Source organism: Paenibacillus sp. FSL L8-0333 (assembly GCF_037965665.1).
In the GTDB taxonomy this organism is placed as follows: domain Bacteria; phylum Bacillota; class Bacilli; order Paenibacillales; family Paenibacillaceae; genus Paenibacillus_AQ; species Paenibacillus_AQ odorifer.
Genome location: NZ_CP150186.1, coordinates 1,947,999 through 1,963,747, shown reverse-complemented (window position 1 = coordinate 1,963,747; position 15,749 = coordinate 1,947,999). Strand labels below are relative to the sequence as shown.

12 protein-coding genes and 1 pseudogene are annotated in these 15,749 nt (G+C 44.8%); 5 read left to right on the top strand and 8 right to left on the bottom strand.

Annotated features, from left to right (window positions below; all coding sequences use genetic code 11):
• The first annotated feature begins 112 nt into the window (after window positions 1-112).
• Both NYE72_RS08495 and NYE72_RS08490 read left to right on the top strand, forming a co-directional pair.
• Window positions 113-975, top strand: a pseudogene (locus NYE72_RS08495) (AraC family transcriptional regulator).
• Between the two features lie 158 nt (window positions 976-1,133).
• Entirely contained in the window at window positions 1,134-1,985 is an 852-nt protein-coding gene (locus tag NYE72_RS08490; protein ID WP_036684402.1) for a DegV family protein, read from the top strand.
• A 65-nt stretch (window positions 1,986-2,050) separates the two neighbouring features.
• On the opposite strand, the gene NYE72_RS08485 is transcribed toward NYE72_RS08490, so the two are convergent.
• From NYE72_RS08485 to NYE72_RS08465, 5 genes are all read right to left on the bottom strand, one after another.
• On the bottom strand, window positions 2,051-3,688 hold the full coding sequence (locus tag NYE72_RS08485; protein WP_051491336.1) for an ATP-binding protein: 1,638 nt from the start codon (window positions 3,686-3,688) through the stop codon (window positions 2,051-2,053).
• A gap of 208 nt (window positions 3,689-3,896) precedes the next feature.
• Window positions 3,897-4,598: an ABC transporter permease gene (locus tag NYE72_RS08480; protein ID WP_249267707.1), complete on the bottom strand. Its 702-nt coding sequence runs from the start codon at window positions 4,596-4,598 to the stop codon at window positions 3,897-3,899.
• Window positions 4,582-5,502 (bottom strand): ABC transporter ATP-binding protein, encoded by a 921-nt coding sequence (locus NYE72_RS08475; protein WP_036684408.1) that lies wholly within the window; start codon window positions 5,500-5,502, stop codon window positions 4,582-4,584. Before NYE72_RS08475 ends, NYE72_RS08480 begins: the two co-directional genes overlap by 17 nt.
• A 117-nt stretch (window positions 5,503-5,619) precedes the next feature.
• Entirely contained in the window at window positions 5,620-6,555 is a 936-nt protein-coding gene (locus tag NYE72_RS08470; protein ID WP_076101635.1) for a sensor histidine kinase, read from the bottom strand.
• Entirely contained in the window at window positions 6,555-7,271 is a 717-nt protein-coding gene (locus tag NYE72_RS08465; protein ID WP_036684414.1) for a response regulator transcription factor, read from the bottom strand. The genes NYE72_RS08470 and NYE72_RS08465 overlap by 1 nt, the downstream gene beginning before the upstream one ends.
• A gap of 146 nt (window positions 7,272-7,417) precedes the next feature.
• Here NYE72_RS08465 and NYE72_RS08460 point away from each other — a divergent pair, with 146 nt between their 5' ends.
• The 3 genes from NYE72_RS08460 to NYE72_RS08450 all read left to right on the top strand — a co-directional run bounded on the left by NYE72_RS08460 (window position 7,418) and on the right by NYE72_RS08450 (window position 11,462).
• On the top strand, window positions 7,418-8,389 hold the full coding sequence (locus tag NYE72_RS08460) for a phosphodiester glycosidase family protein (RefSeq protein ID WP_143758715.1): 972 nt from the start codon (window positions 7,418-7,420) through the stop codon (window positions 8,387-8,389).
• Window positions 8,386-9,399, top strand: coding sequence for a bifunctional glycosyltransferase family 2/GtrA family protein (locus tag NYE72_RS08455; RefSeq protein WP_339211709.1), 1,014 nt, complete (start codon window positions 8,386-8,388; stop codon window positions 9,397-9,399). Before NYE72_RS08460 ends, NYE72_RS08455 begins: the two co-directional genes overlap by 4 nt.
• A 671-nt stretch (window positions 9,400-10,070) precedes the next feature.
• The gene (locus NYE72_RS08450; protein WP_036684424.1) at window positions 10,071-11,462 is read left to right on the top strand and encodes a SpoVR family protein; all 1,392 of its coding nucleotides are present in this window, start codon (window positions 10,071-10,073) and stop codon (window positions 11,460-11,462) included.
• Window positions 11,463-11,524: 62 nt separating this feature from the next.
• On the opposite strand, the gene NYE72_RS08445 is transcribed toward NYE72_RS08450, so the two are convergent.
• The 3 genes from NYE72_RS08445 to NYE72_RS08435 all read right to left on the bottom strand — a co-directional run bounded on the left by NYE72_RS08445 (window position 11,525) and on the right by NYE72_RS08435 (window position 15,683).
• On the bottom strand, window positions 11,525-11,965 hold the full coding sequence (locus tag NYE72_RS08445) for a GNAT family N-acetyltransferase (protein ID WP_076101594.1): 441 nt from the start codon (window positions 11,963-11,965) through the stop codon (window positions 11,525-11,527).
• Between the two features lie 344 nt (window positions 11,966-12,309).
• Complete coding sequence (locus NYE72_RS08440) at window positions 12,310-13,209, bottom strand: AraC family transcriptional regulator (RefSeq protein ID WP_244886445.1); 900 nt, start codon at window positions 13,207-13,209, stop codon at window positions 12,310-12,312.
• Between the two features lie 578 nt (window positions 13,210-13,787).
• Complete coding sequence (locus NYE72_RS08435) at window positions 13,788-15,683, bottom strand: PrkA family serine protein kinase (protein WP_036684429.1); 1,896 nt, start codon at window positions 15,681-15,683, stop codon at window positions 13,788-13,790.
• Window positions 15,684-15,749 lie beyond the last annotated feature (66 nt).

The following is a 15,749-nucleotide window of genomic DNA, read 5'->3' as shown; positions in this document are numbered from 1 at the left end:
ATGATTTTTTATGAGATTATCCTTCTGCCTGCTACCTGTCATTAGAGAGCACGGAATAACAGGATTTTGCAAATGCAGCCTGATAGTATGAACTTAAAGGGAGATGACGGACTTGGAATGGCTTATCCGCATGAAAGAAGCTTTAGATTATATGGAGAGCAAGATGGAGGAATCTGTGACGATTGAAGAAATCGCCAAGGTTGCTTACTCCTCCCCCTTTCATTTCCAGCGCATGTTCAATATGCTTACCGGAGTATCTATTAAAGACTATATCCGTAAGCGCAGATTAACTCTGGCTGCACAGGAGCTTGCTATTTCTAAAGTTAAAGTGCTGGATGTTGCACTGAAATACGGATATGACTCGCCCGAGTCGTTTGCCAAAGCATTCCGCAAGGCACATGGAATTACTCCTTCTGCTGCGCGGGAGTCAGGGGTACAGCTCAAGGCTTTCCCTAGACTCTCCTTCCATCTATCACTGAAGGGAGATAAAGAAATGGACTACAGAATTGAGAAAAGAGACGCCTTTAATGTTATCGGACTAGTAGAGGAAATGACAACGAAAGATGGGGAGAATCTGCGCCGCATCCCTCAGTTGTGGATAGAAGCTAATGAAAATGGTACGTCGGATAAGCTGATTGAGCTCGGTGGAGATAAGGATTTATTAGGCATCTGCTCTGACATGAACCATGATAAAGAAACCTTCTCCTATTGGATCGCTGTCGAAGCTACTCCAGAGACTGATGCACAGGGCTTTGCTTCTACAACAATCCCAGCTGCAAGTTGGGCTGTGTTCACCTCAGTAGGGCCGATGCCTGATGCTATCCAGCAGGTATGGGCACGCATTTTCCAAGAGTGGTTCCCTTCCACAGGCTACGAGCATACAGGCGGCCTGAGTTTGAGCTATATCTTCCGGGGAGACCAGACGCAGAGGACTATCGCTGTGAGATATGGATCCCTGTTACGAAAAAAGAATAGAACTAGAAAGACTATCGAAACCTCGATAGTCTTTTTTCTTGTGATTGCCTACTATTTCATTTTGAGAATTGGCATAGTCTTGGTATAATAAATAGATTATATAGTTCTATAATGATTATTGATTATTGTCATCCGAATTATCGGTGAAGGAGAATTTCATGTCTACTGTAAAAATATTTTCAGACAGCACTTCCGATTTACCTCAAAACTGGAAGGATACTTATGACATCGGCATCGTTCCTCTTTATGTAGTATTTGAAGAAGGTACCTACAAAGATGGTGAAGATATTACACCCGAGGAAGTGTATCGCCGTGTAGCCGCTAGTGGAGTATTGCCGAAAACGGCAGCACCTTCGCCAGCAGATTTCATTGCTGCATTTCAACCCGTGATTAGTAGCGGACAAGATATTGTATATATCAGTCTCTCCTCCTCACTATCCTCTACATATCAGAATGCACTTTTGGCTGCCGGGGAATTTCCTGAGGGACGCGTACAGGTCATAGATTCGCAAACCTTGTGCGGAGGCATTGCCCTCCTTGTTATGAAGGCTGTCAGAGCTGCTAAAAAAGGCCACACTGCGGTGGAGATTGCAGCCATGCTGGAGCACAGCCGCAACCTTGTGGAAACTGAATTCGTTGTGGATACGCTAGATTACTTATATATGGGTGGACGCTGTTCAGGCATGCAGAACTTCATCGGTAGTCTACTCAAAATCCGTCCTGTTCTTAGACTGGTAGATGGAAGCATCATACCTACTAGCAAAATCCGTGGCAAAAAGGAAAAAGCTGTGGAACAAATGCTCCAGAACGCTTTGGTTCACATCGATCGAATGGATAAAGAGTTGCTCATCGTTGTCCATACCTTGGCGGAAGAAGATGCACTCTATCTGGAGTCAGCACTACGAGAGAAAACTCAAGTTAATGAAATAGCAATTCTCCATGCTGGTTGTGTAATTGGCAGCCATTGTGGGCCGCATACTGTAGGTCTCATGTATATGCTTCAGGACTAATAACACACAAATCTCCGGCCATTGCTTCTTAAGCAAATGGACCGGAGATTTGTGTGTAACCCCCCCTAGTTTGAAGTTACTTCCAGCTCTATATCTTCTGCTCTGCAAGGCAGCATAAAACGAAACGTAGAACCTTGATTCTCTTCACTTTCTACAAAGATCGTCCCACCCATCAGCTCAACGAGCTGCTTGCAAATCGCCAGTCCCAAACCTGTGCCTCCATATTTACGGTTTATGGACGGATGCAGCTGTGAGAAAGATTGAAACAACAGATTGAGTTTGTTACCGGCAATTCCTACACCTGTATCCCGCACTGAAAATTCCAACAAAAATTCTTGTTCATCAGATAGTGGAATGTTCTTCACCGATAGGGTCACGCTCCCACGTTCAGTGAATTTCAGCGCATTGCCTACCAGATTCACGACAATCTGCCGCAAGCGGATCGGATCAGCAATGATTATGGTTGGAACGCTAGTATCCATCCACCACCGTAATGCCAGCTTCTTCTCTTCCGCTTTCGGTGCAAATAAATCAATGACGTCTGAGATCATTTCGCGGAGATCAAACTTCTCGGATTGCAGTGACATTTTACCTGCTTCCATTTTGCTGAAATCAAGAATGTCATTCAAGATCTGCAATAACGTATAACTACTGCTGCGTAAAATCTCGGCATAACCTCGCTGCTCTTCTCCAAGCTCAGTATCCAACAATAGATCAGCCATTCCGATCATCCCGTTCATCGGCGTCCGAATTTCATGGCTCATCATCATTAAGAAATCAGATTTGGCTTGCGCTGCCTGCTCTGCTGATTCTTTGGCACGAATGATTTCTCGCTCATTCGTAATATCACTGAAGGCAATAACCGCACCTGCGATCAGCCCTTCATCAATAAGAGGTGCCACCCGGTAATTAACAAAAAAACTGGTGCCATCCTTACGCCAGAAGATCTCATCATCTTTTTTACGGATGATTCCATCCTCTATCGTAAGACTAATCTGGCAATCAGGCGTCGAATAGCGCGAACCGTCACCTTGGATATGATGGATATAATCCATAAGCTTCAGACCCATCAATTCTGTAGGTTGATAGCCTAGCATATCTGCTGCCTCACGGTTAATAAAAAGAGTTCGCCCCGTTGTATCGAGCACAAAGATTCCCGCAGAGACAGAATTCAGAATGAGACTCGATTGTTGATCCTTCACAGCTACTATTGAGGTATCTTTGGAGCTTACCTCCGCTTCTCCCTTGGCAGGTATTTCAGTGTCCAAGGTGTCTGCCAATTCATCCAACCAGTCTTGTAACAATTCCGCATGTAAAAGAGCGCTTCCGTTAGCTACTTTGGTAATCGCGAATACCCCGGCGATCCCTTCTTCCGTTCTGATCGGTAAAAGTTTAACGCCTACGCAATTCGAGCCTTTTTTGGGATTCTCTAAATCTTGTAGCTCAAAGCTTGAGGAGTTCCCCTGCAGAGCAGCCTCAAAACTAGCAATATTGCCAAGTTTTTTTCTCTTTGCTGATATCGGACTTGTATTTTGAAACTGCGCTTCTGCGCCGGAGCCTAGATGGAACGTTAGGTTGGTTCCTACGCAGCGACCTTGTCTATCCAGAACGAATATCAAATCAGGATGATGGTCATATAACGATTTATAAGCGCTCTCTTCCGAAAGCAACCGTCTCAGAATGGACGTCCAGTCTTTATCCACAGTTCACATCCCCTCAGGCTCTCTCATCCATTATCATTACCCCTAAACGGGCAATGTTCATCTAAAATTTAAAATATATTTCATATCTATTATATCAAAATTACGGAAATCAGTCGTAGATAAACGTCAAATCCCCCCTTTATAACCCCAATCACGATGCTTTTTCATCGTTACAAAAGGGTTATAAAAGGGGGGAATTCCGAATCTATTAGGCGATATCTTTATGTTCAATGTTGCGAATGGCCATATAGGCAATGGCTGCTCCTAGCAAACCAAGTGAGATCGACACCGCCGCTAAATTACCTAAACGCGCTTGATCAAATCCCCCAGAAATTAGGGAGGTAACTAACACAGCTGAGACGATGGTGGCTGGGACTGATTTTTTCTTCATCCCAAAGTACAATGGAATTAGAGCGATACCCGCGGCATAAAATGCGTTTGCGCCTAACTTAATCAGCTCTGATGTGATTACATGAAGGGTCAGTTCACCCGGAATTAGCCCTGCAAAGGAATTGAATCCTATTAGGATAGCGCCGACTACAATGTCTGCCACGATAATGGCAACAAATGTGAAGGCGAACACTATCAATATTTTCGCAGTCATTAGCTTTTTACGTGAGATAGGATACATGAAGAGAAGAGTAATGGTGTTGTTCTTATACTCATCAATCACCAGCTTGCTAATAATAACCGAAGCGAAAATAATATAAGCAGCCTTTACAAAAACGAACACACCCTCAAACAACTCTGCATAAGAAGCAAACGACGGTTCGCTCTCATTTTGATCAACGAATAAAACCATAATCATAAAAGCAAGAATCGCAAGATTAACGATTGCAGCACCTGTAAGAAGCGTTTTTAGCTTATTCTTCCGAATCTCCAAAGATATTAATTTAAGCAATGCTTTCACCCCCAATCAATTGCAGAAAATGATCTTCCAGCGTATGTTGTTTTTTGCTGATACTCTCAATTTCCACATCTGCTAGCACTAACGCCTTATTCAGATCACGCTGTGAGATTCCATCGTCATATATTCTTACTGTAATATGGTCCAGCACTTTGAAATTATTAAGCCCAAGCTTATGCTCCAACACATACACTGCTTTATTAATCTCGTTCGTAACCACTTCGATATATTCAGTATTTTGGCCACGAATGGAATCCATCGCCACTTCTTCTACCAGAGCACCCTGCCGGATCACACCGATCGTATCAGCAATCTGCTCTATTTCCCCCAGAATATGACTAGATACAAGTAACGTCATTCCATATTCACGGCTAAGCATCCGGAACACTTCACGCATCTCCTTGATTCCCACAGGATCTAACCCGTTAATCGGCTCATCCAAAATGAGCAGCTCAGGTTTCGTCATGAAGGCTCTGGCAATACCCAGTCGTTGCTTCATCCCAAGTGAAAATTGCTTCACCGGCTTTTTATCGACACCTGTGAGCTTTACGAGCTCCAGCGCTTCACCAATCGCTTGCGGATCATAATAGCCCATGTACTCTCCGTGCAAAATCAGATTTTCCTTGGCTGTCAATTTATCATAAAACACGGGATATTCAATGATGCAGCCCATCCGCTTCAGCATTTCGTAAGAATGTTCAGTCATTTTTTCATTAAAAAATTCAATTTCTCCACTCGTAGGTTTAACGAGGTTCGTGACCATTTTCATCACGGTAGTTTTGCCAGCACCATTAGGTCCAAGAAACCCGTAAATTTCACCTTGCTTAATATTCATATTCACATTGCTTACGACTTCTTTACCTTGATAGGTTTTCGTTAAATTTCTTGTCCGAAGTATTGTAGTCAATTCCGCGCTCCCCTTTGTTTTCGTCTCGTCTTCCTTAGTTCTTATTGTACACAGCAGAATTTTCTTTTTTATTACTCGTTTCTTACGAAAATCTTAAGCTGCGCACAATTCTATTCCTTAGAAGCGTAATCTGCGAAAAGTAAGGGTAAACACCGTTCTCACATACGGCTGACTAACCAGTGTAATCGTTCCATTCATTTGCTCCGTTAATCTTTTGGTGATCGTCAGACCTAGACCGCTGCCTTGATAAGCCCGGTTTCTTGAATCCTCCAGCGTATACAGACGCTCAAAAACTTTATCTTGGTGTACTTCACTAATGCCCTTTCCCCGGTCCCACACCTCTATGTATACTTTGTTCTCATCACTATAGAGCTTTAATCCTAATACGCCCCCCGCGTCGCCATAAGAAATTGCGTTCGACAACAGATTGGACAATATTCGATCAAGAGCCTCTTCATTTCCCATGAAGTAAACAGCCCCATCCGGAATCTCAATCTCCACCTCACTGCCCTTAGCACTGAGGATATCATAGAAAGAAAGGATGTTGCGTCTGCATACTTCACCTGCCTCAACTCGTGAAAGAGCAACTTCCCGATCTCCTGATTCCAGCTTGGACAAATCAAAAAACTTGTTCATCAGCTGGATCACTTCATTGGCTTTTTGATGAATCATCTTCATCATCCGTTCCCGTTCCTCAGCCGGCAAATGCTCATCCTGCTGAATGGTCTCAATATAACCAAGCACAACCGTTAGCGGAGTCTTAAGATCATGAGAAATATTAGACAGCATATTACGCATGGATTTCTCCAGCCTCACACGCTCAATGCTTCCTTTATGATTGATATCCAGCAGCCGGTTCAGGTCAATCAGCACGTTTTGCAGCTCCAAATTACCGCTGAACAGCAGCAATCTTTCATGTGAGCCTTCTTCCATAATGCTGCTTAACTTGTCATGCATATATCGCAAATCATTAGAAGCTTTACGCGAATTCTGATATTGCCACACAATGACGGCCAGTAAGAGCACAATGACAATACCTAGCACCGCAATCATTATAGCTGTTCTCCCAGCTTATACCCGATGCCCCATAACGTCTTAATGTATTCGGGATGGGAGGGGTCGTCTTCTATTTTTTCACGCAATCTTCTCATATGTACATTAATGACGTTCTCATCCCCGAAATAATCATCCTCCCATACGCTCGCATAAATCTGCGCTTTGGTAAATACTCGGCCCGGATGTGTCACAAACAGCTTAAGAATATGAAATTCCTTCGACGTTAGCTTTACTTCTTCCCCATTCTTCAACGCAGAGAAGTTATCTAAATCTACAGTCAATCGACCAATGGAGATCATTTGCTTCACCGGAGCTTGATCTTCCACTTGGATACTGGGAGATGCATAACCTGCACGACGGATCGCTGCCTTCACCCTAGCCGCTAGCTCAATCATAGAAAAGGGCTTCGTAATATAATCATCTGCCCCAAAGCCTAACCCAAGCGCTTTATCTACATCACTGTCTTTGGCGGACATGATCAACACTGGAACCAGACTCCCCGCACGGATAGTCTGAAGAATGTCAGTCCCGCTTCGCTTCGGCAGCATAAGGTCTAACAGCACAAGATCAAATGGACCCCCGGTCCGAAATGTTCTCTCCGCTACTTCACCGTCAAATACAGCTTCAATCTCATAACCTTCTTTTACCAAATAAGACCTGACCATTTCACTGATTGCTTCGTCGTCCTCAATCAGCAGCACACGCTGTGGCATGTCCAAACCTCCCCGTAGTCGAAAACCTCTTCGTTAAATTATACCAATTTCCCGGAGCGCTTACTATTTCAGTTTTTATTTCAGTTTCGTTAAAGGTAGCCCAGGTATGATGGCCTTAACAACTTACAAAAAGAGGTGATGCTTCAATGTTGAACAAGAGCAGTAAACAAGCCTGGAGCTTCAAACGAAAACTGCTGATCGTGATGATCATTGTCCTCCTGCTTCTCGGCACAGTGATATATAGTCTGGCAGATCGTTACTTAATCGAACATGTCGAAGTCGTGGTTGCGGATGATGCAGCTACAACTAGCAGCTCAGGAGCTACAGCCGTTACAGCTGCCGAAGTTAATGCAACCTCTGATGACTGGAATTACTCCAGCGATGATATTCAGATCCAGCTCGATCAAGTGCAGACAGGGTCCGGTTCAGACCAGATCACCTATTTTGTCGCTGATGTCGTCCTCAAGGAAGCGAACAGCCTGCGCACTGCCTTTGCCGACAACAGCTTTGGAACAAACATCACTGAGGATACCTCGGACATTGCTTCCGCGAACAATGCGATATTTGCCATCAACGGGGATTACTATGGCTTCCGCAATGACGGAGTGATTATCCGTAACGGCACGGTGTATCGTGATGATCCTGTGCGGGATGCAATGGCGCTGTTCGATGACGGAACGATGCAAACCTATAACGAGGAAGAGATTTCTTCCTCTGAACTGCTGGCGCAAGGGGCCACCGATACCCTTTCCTTTGGCCCGATTCTGATTCAGGACGGGGAGATTGCCAGTGATTTCAGCAATGTCAAAATCGATACCAACTTCGGCAACCATTCCATCCAGAATGCGAATCCCCGCACCGCAGTTGGTATGATCGAACCAAACCATTATGTTTTTGTCGTAGTTGACGGGCGCAATGAAGGGTACAGCCGTGGGATGACCCTTACTGAGCTAGCCGATGTAATGTCCGGCCTTGGCGCCACAGAAGCCTACAATCTGGACGGCGGTGGTTCATCCACTATGTACTTCATGGGACGGGTCGTAAATAATCCGCAGGGCAAAAACAAGGAGCGGGGCGTCAGCGACATTCTTTATATCAAGGAGGGTGCAACATCATGACTATACTGATCCCAGCCTATGAGCCAGATGAACGACTGCTCGATTTGATTTTACAGCTGCATAATTTCCAGCTTGAACCTATTGTTCTTGTGGATGACGGCAGCGGCCCGCACTACCGTGAAATCTTCGATATGGCCGAAGCATTCGGCTGCACTGTCCTAACCCATGAAGTCAACCTCGGTAAAGGACGTGCTCTGAAGACAGGGTTCCAGTATATTCAGGAAGTTGGGGTGCCGGACTATGTAGTCTGCGCGGATAGCGACGGCCAACATCTGCCTTATGATATTAGCCGAATCGTTGAATCTCTGCGGAACCAGACTACCCCGGGAATCGTACTCGGCAGCCGCCGGTTCACCGGAACCATTCCTCTGCGCAGCCGCTTCGGCAACTCGGTAACCCGGACGGTCTTTTCCTTAACTACAGGCACTAAGATTTATGATACACAGACTGGCCTGCGGGGCTACCCTCTATCAATGCTTGATTGGCTATGCCAGATTCCCGGTGAACGGTTTGAATATGAAATGAACATGCTGCTGACCGCCCATAAAGAGGGGTACACCATTACGGAAGAGTACATCGATACCGTCTATCTGGACGATAATAAATCATCCCATTTCCGGCCTCTGATGGACTCCTTCCGGATATACCTGCCGATACTAATGTTCAGCACTTCTTCGCTGCTGTCTGCCCTGCTCGACTTCACACTCTTATTCCTGTTCCAGAGTCTCAGCCATAACCTATTCCTGTCCGTCGCGGCCGCGAGATTGTGCAGTTCTGTCTTCAACTATTCTATGAATCGAAAATATGTCTTCACGGGCAGCAAACGCTCCAAGATTCAGGCGTCGCTTCCCAAATATTTTGCGCTAGTGATCCTCGTGTTGTTGTTCAACTATGGGCTACTCTATTTCTATAATGAAAAGCTGATTATTCCGCTTGTCGCCGCCAAGCTACTGACCGAGGCTTCAATCTTCCTATTCAGCTATTGGGCGCAACGGAGGTTTGTGTATTGAGGGTTGGGAACTCTGAACTGCTTATGCTCGTATGGTGAGCAATCGGGAATTTGTGAAGCACTAATTGGACACTTATGGAGTACTAATCGGATACTTGTGGAGTACTATGGGTACCTATGGAATACTTTTCGAACACATATGGAGCTTCTATCGGGTACCTATGGAACTGCTCCTCGAACTCATATGGAGCTTCTATCGGGCATCTATGGAACTGTTTCTCGAACACATATGGAGCATCTATTGGGCACCTATTGGGCGCCTATCGGACACAGATGACACTAATCGCAGTATTATTCCACTTTTGGTATGCTAACGGACCCCATAGCCGCTATTGGTAAGAAAGACACCACATATGAGCCTCTTTCTGTGGGATAGCGTCTGTGGGGTCCGAAACCCTGTTCAAAAGGCTGGAAATTTGCAAATAACGTCATCTGAGTCCGAATTCACCGAGAAGGGTACCGTTGATAGAATCGCATACAAAAAAAGCTAGTGCGTCCTTCCAATAATGTATGCAAAATCACATTATCTTTGCTCAGAAATTCAGAACGTCATACACTCATCTACTCTCCCATATATATAAATGGAACAGTCCCGGACGTTGTCGCGGAACCTTTGCAGCCTTGTCAGAATAGGTTGCAGCATAAGCCCAAGCTGGAGGGAGAGAAAGATTCATGCCAAGCGAAGAAATTAATGCGCTAGAGCGGGCAATTGCCGAGATTACGGAAATAGCCACTGGCTTCGGTTTAGATTTTTATCCCATGCGTTATGAAATATGCCCCGCAGATATCATTTATACATTCGGCGCTTATGGAATGCCTACACGATTTGGACACTGGAGTTTTGGAAAAACCTTTCATAAAATGAAATCCCAATACGATTTCGGACTGAGCAAAATATACGAGCTCGTTATTAACTCCAACCCTTGTTATGCCTTCCTGCTGGATGGAAATTCACTGATTCAGAATAAGCTGATTGTTGCCCACGTGCTAGCGCACTGTGATTTTTTCAAAAATAATATGCGTTTCTCCATGTCCAACCGAGATATGGTCGAGAGTATGTCAGCTACAGCAGATCGGATTGCCGGTTATTCTGTAACCTACGGAACTGATGCTGTGGAGAGCTTCATCGATTCAGTGCTGGCTATCCAAGAGCATATAGACCCCAGTCTGATCCAACCACGCAAGCTGGGCAAAACTCACCTGCTGGAAGCTAAGATGAAGGAGCTCAAAGATGCCCCTCCAGGTGGCTCGAAATCATCCAATCCTTATGACGAATTATGGAATCTAGATAAAAGCACTACCGGTCCGCAGGAAGCACCCTCTGGAAATCGTGCTTTCCCCCCAGAGCCAGAAAAAGATATGGTCTGGTTCATTCAGCAATATTCCACTGTTTTGGAGGATTGGCAACGTGACATTATGACGATGCTCCATGATGAAATGCTCTACTTCTGGCCACAGATGGAAACAAAGATCATGAACGAAGGCTGGGCTTCCTACTGGCATCAGCGCATCGTTCGCGAACTAGATCTGACCGAAGAGGAAACAGTGGAATACGCAAAACTGAATTCATCCGTCGTGCAGCCCTCACGGCAAAGCCTGAATCCTTACTATCTGGGGCTGAAAATCTTTGAAGACATCGAACGCCGCTGGGACCGCGAGAAAATCTTTGAAGTACGTGAGCTGGAATCCGATACCTCTTTTATCCGCAGCTATCTATCTAAGGAATTGGTGAACGACCTCGATCTTTATGTTTTTGAGAAAAAAGGCCCCGAATGGAAAATCACCGATAAAGCATGGGAAAATGTACGCGATCAACTGGTGCTCGCCCGGGTCAATGGCGGGTCTCCTTACTTGGTCATTGAGGATGCAGACTTCGAGAAGAATGGTGAATTATTTATAACTCATCGCTATGAAAGCATCGAGCTGGATCTGAAGTACCTGGAGCGCACACTCCCTCACATCTACTCTTTATGGGGGCGCACAGTTCATCTACAAACAGTTGTGGAAGACAAAAAGGCGCGTTTTTCATACGATGGCAAAAAGGTGCAGCGGAAATTTATTTAAACTAAAAAAAGCGGCAGACCTAAACGGGTATTAACACCCTGGTCTGCCGCTTTTTGCTATGACTAAAATGTGGATTCAGATTCTTTTAATGACTTCGAGAAATATTTTGGAGCCTCAACAAACCCTTGCCGAGCATAAAATCTATGCGCTTCAGTTCTTCTGGAATGACAATGAACCTGAATGTTATCACAGTTTCTTTTTCTAGCTAATTCAGCGCAATACTCCTCAAGCTTACGTCCAATTCCTTTGCTCCTAATGGCATTACTCACCACAAGATAACTTATAATTGCAGTCTCTCCTACCAGACCTAATTGGGGTATGTAATGCATGGAAATACAAGCTACCACTTTATCATCTTCCTCAAAAACCAATAATTCCTCATCCGGATGTAGGATTAGCTTTTCTATTTTTTCTTGCATGAACATTTCTGTATTCGGATATCCCAACTGTTCTAATAATTCCTCTATGTCTTGCCAGTCATCTGCTCTCGCTTCTCTAATCATCTGCTTCACTCTCCGTTATTTTCGAATTACCTTATTAATTGACTCTATTAAACTACGGAAGATCATACTCGTCAAACATATTAATTTCGATGTATAACTCCTCCAAGGTATCTACGTTTCCCATATGGGAATTCCTAAAAAAGAAGGCCCGCAGCGGTAACACGCTGCGGACCTTCATCGACACCCTCATATCGACTTAATAACTGCACATGGCAAATGCCCAGGTGAACGTAACGTAAGGAAGTTTAAAAATGTAGGCGCGTAGCGTTCGCCTTTGTCAGCGACATAAAGTCCAAACATTTCAGAAATTACAATTATCACCGAGCGGCATTTGCCCTTATCGACTATTCAGTCAACTTTTTCACAGGAACGTAAATCTCCATCACTGTATCTGGCCGCGAATGGCAGCGTTCATCGTAAAACTCAAAATCCAGCTTAGTCTCGTCATAAACGTAACCACTATCCTTAAACCATTCTTCGAAGATGTACTTCCAGCTGCTTTTTATGACTTGGGCAAACTGTATTTGCTCTGTATCCGTTGAAGTATCCACCGGAGGTGTTGTAAACACGGCATATTCGGCTTCTGGCACATCCATCGTCAACATATCAGCTTCTACCTTGGAGTAGTCCTCAACAATAACACCCAAAAGATAGGTGGCATTGCCGTTATCTGAAGACGGAATACATAAACCAACTTCTCCGTGTTTAGGCGGGTTTAGTATTTTATACATTTTGGACTCCAGGTTTTCACCCTCATAATGGCTCCAAAAAGAAGCAATATCCTTAGTGTACATACTACCCGCAACATTAGTTTGGATACCATAACCAGCCACCTTAAAAGCAGGCTTACGAACAAAAACAGGATTCATAATATAACCTCCGATATCAAATATTGAATTTCCTTTACTAAACCCATCCATCCGCGCCGCATATTGTGTCGGACTATAACCAAAGGTTTTGCGAAAAGCTTTAGTAAAGCCACTTTGTGTTTCAAAACCATAGTCCAGCGCAATATCAATGATCTTTTTTCCAGCAAATAATTCAATTGAGGCTAAGGATAATTTTCGGCTCCGCACATATTCCATCACAGACATTTCCTTGCACAAGCTGAACACTCGGCAAAAATGATACACCGAATATCCGACCTCAGTCGCTATTTCTTCCACCGTTATATTTTCTTTGATATGAGCTTCTATATATTCAACACATTTTTCTATATCTTTACTGTAATTCAAGTGCAGCACCAGCCTTCCCCCGTACGGTGATTTCATTATATCAACTGCGCTGGAGATGGACTGTTCCTGTTTTGCTGAGCTGCATTATTGCCTGTATAAAAAAACAGAGCAGCGAGCCCCTCCATTTACAGAAGGATCACAACTCTGCGTATTCTTGGCCGCCATCATTTTGGGTAAGCCTCGAAGTAGACAACGCTGGATTCACGTAACCTACTTACACTTCAGTTGCTCCCTACGACTGACTAAAGGACCCAGATGACGTTATTTTCCAAAATATCGCCTTTTGAGCGGAGTTTCGGACTCCAGTGCAGCTATTACTCAAAAAACGGCTCATATTTAGATTTTTCCTGCTAATAGCGACCATAGGGTCCAATAGCCTGCTAAAGATGCTCAAAATCTACGTTTAGGGTCTCCTGTGTCCTTTAGCAACTTCCTACGCACAACAGCCAAATTAGTCAGATGGGTGGCGGCGTTTAGATCAACATTAGGAGGGTAAAAGGAGGCAGATAAAACATGGAAGGACAAAAAAAGAGTGCTCCACAGCCATTTTCATGGCTTTTGGAACACCCCGCATAAATGAACTCTTTTTAACGGTTTAGCAGACTTCCCACGTATTTCAGCAGCTCGTTGGCGCAGATTGGGCAGTAGTGATGTCCATCAATAAGTCTGGCGCATACCTCATTGATTCGTTTGAGCTGACTTTCATCAGGTGTTTTGGACGAGGTGGTGATTTTGACGATATCTTTGAGGTCTGTGAACAGCTTTTTCTCAATCGCTTCCCGCAGGCGGTCGTGGTTGTTGTACTCGAATTTCTTCCCTTTGCGTGAATACGCGGAAATCCGGATCAGGATCTCTTCACGGAACGCTTTTTTTGCATTCTCAGAGATACCAATTTGCTCTTCAATCGAACGCATTAACCGCTCATCCGGCTCCATTTCCTCATCCGTCAGCGGATCACGAATTTTCGACCAATTGCAGAAGGCTTCGATATTATCTAGATAATTCTCAAAAAGTGTCTTCGCAGATTCCTCAAAGGAGTAGACAAATGCCTTTTGTACTTCGCTTTTCGCTAAAATATCATATTCCTTGCGGGCAATGGAGATGAAGTTCAGATAACGCTCCCGCTCCTCTTTTGTAATCGATGGATGCTGATCCAGGCCATCCTTTATCGCCCGCAGGACATCCAGTGCGTTCATGCACTGCAGATCTCCTTTGATCAGAGCGCTGGAAATGCGGTTGATAACATAACGTGGATCAATTCCGGACATGCCCTCATCTAAATACTCCGTTTGCATCTCCTTAAGATCGGCCTCTTTATAGCCCTCGACCTCTTCACCATCGTACATCCGCAGCTTTTTGATCAGATCCATACCTTGTTTTTTGCTTTCTTTAAGACGGGTTAGGATGGAAAAAATAGCGGCGGCACGCAGCGCATGTGGCGCAATATGCACATGACTCATATCACTCTGGGCGATCAGCTTCGCGTAGATTTTTTCCTCTTCCGAAACTCTGAGGTTATACGGAACAGGCATAACAATCATACGGGACTGGAGCGCTTCATTCTTTTTATTAGAAATAAACGACTTATACTCGGTTTCATTTGTATGAGCAATTATCATTTCGTCCGCACTTATCAACGCGAAGCGGCCAGCCTTGAAATTGCCTTCTTGCGTCAGTGACAGCAGGTTCCATAAAAACTTTTCGTCGCATTTGAGCATTTCCTGAAATTCCATCAGCCCACGGTTAGCCTTGTTCAACTCCCCATCAAAACGGTAAGCGCGTGGATCAGATTCCGAACCAAATTCAGTAATGGTCGAAAAATCAATACTTCCTGTCAAATCAGCGATATCCTGAGACTTCGGATCAGAGGGACTAAAGGTACCAATCCCTACCCGCTCTTCTTCTGACAAAATAACACGCGTCACCTTAACCTGCTCAATGTCACCAGCATAATCATTTCTTAGACGCATCTGGCAGGATGGGCACAAGTTGCCCTCAATACGTACACCAAGTTCCTTCTCAATCTCCGGACGGAGCTCCAGCGGGATCAAATGCAGCGGGTCCTCATGCATCGGGCAGCCTTCTATTGCGTATACCGCACCCGCATCTGTCCGCGAGTACTGTTCCAAACCACGTTTAAGCAGCGTGACCAGGGTCGATTTCCCCCCACTGACAGGTCCCATCAATAACAAAATCCGTTTGCGAACATCAAGCCGACGTGCTGCAGAGTGAAAATATTCCTCGACCAACTTTTCGACTGCACGATCAAGTCCAAAAATCTCCTGTTCAAAAAACTTATACCGTTTGCGTCCGTTTATGTCCTCTACGCCGTGCGACTTAATCATGTCATAAACGCGGGAGTGAGCGGTTTTTGCGGGAGAGGGGTCTTTTCTCAACAGTTCTATATACTGCTTGAAGGTGCCGCTCCACGCCAACCGGTCGTTCTCAGCCCGATACGAAGCTATACGCTCAAAAATGTCCATTGCTCGCTGCCTCCTCTTGCGCTCCTACTTGCTCTTCTACTTGCTCTCCTATAGCGTTAAAAAGTG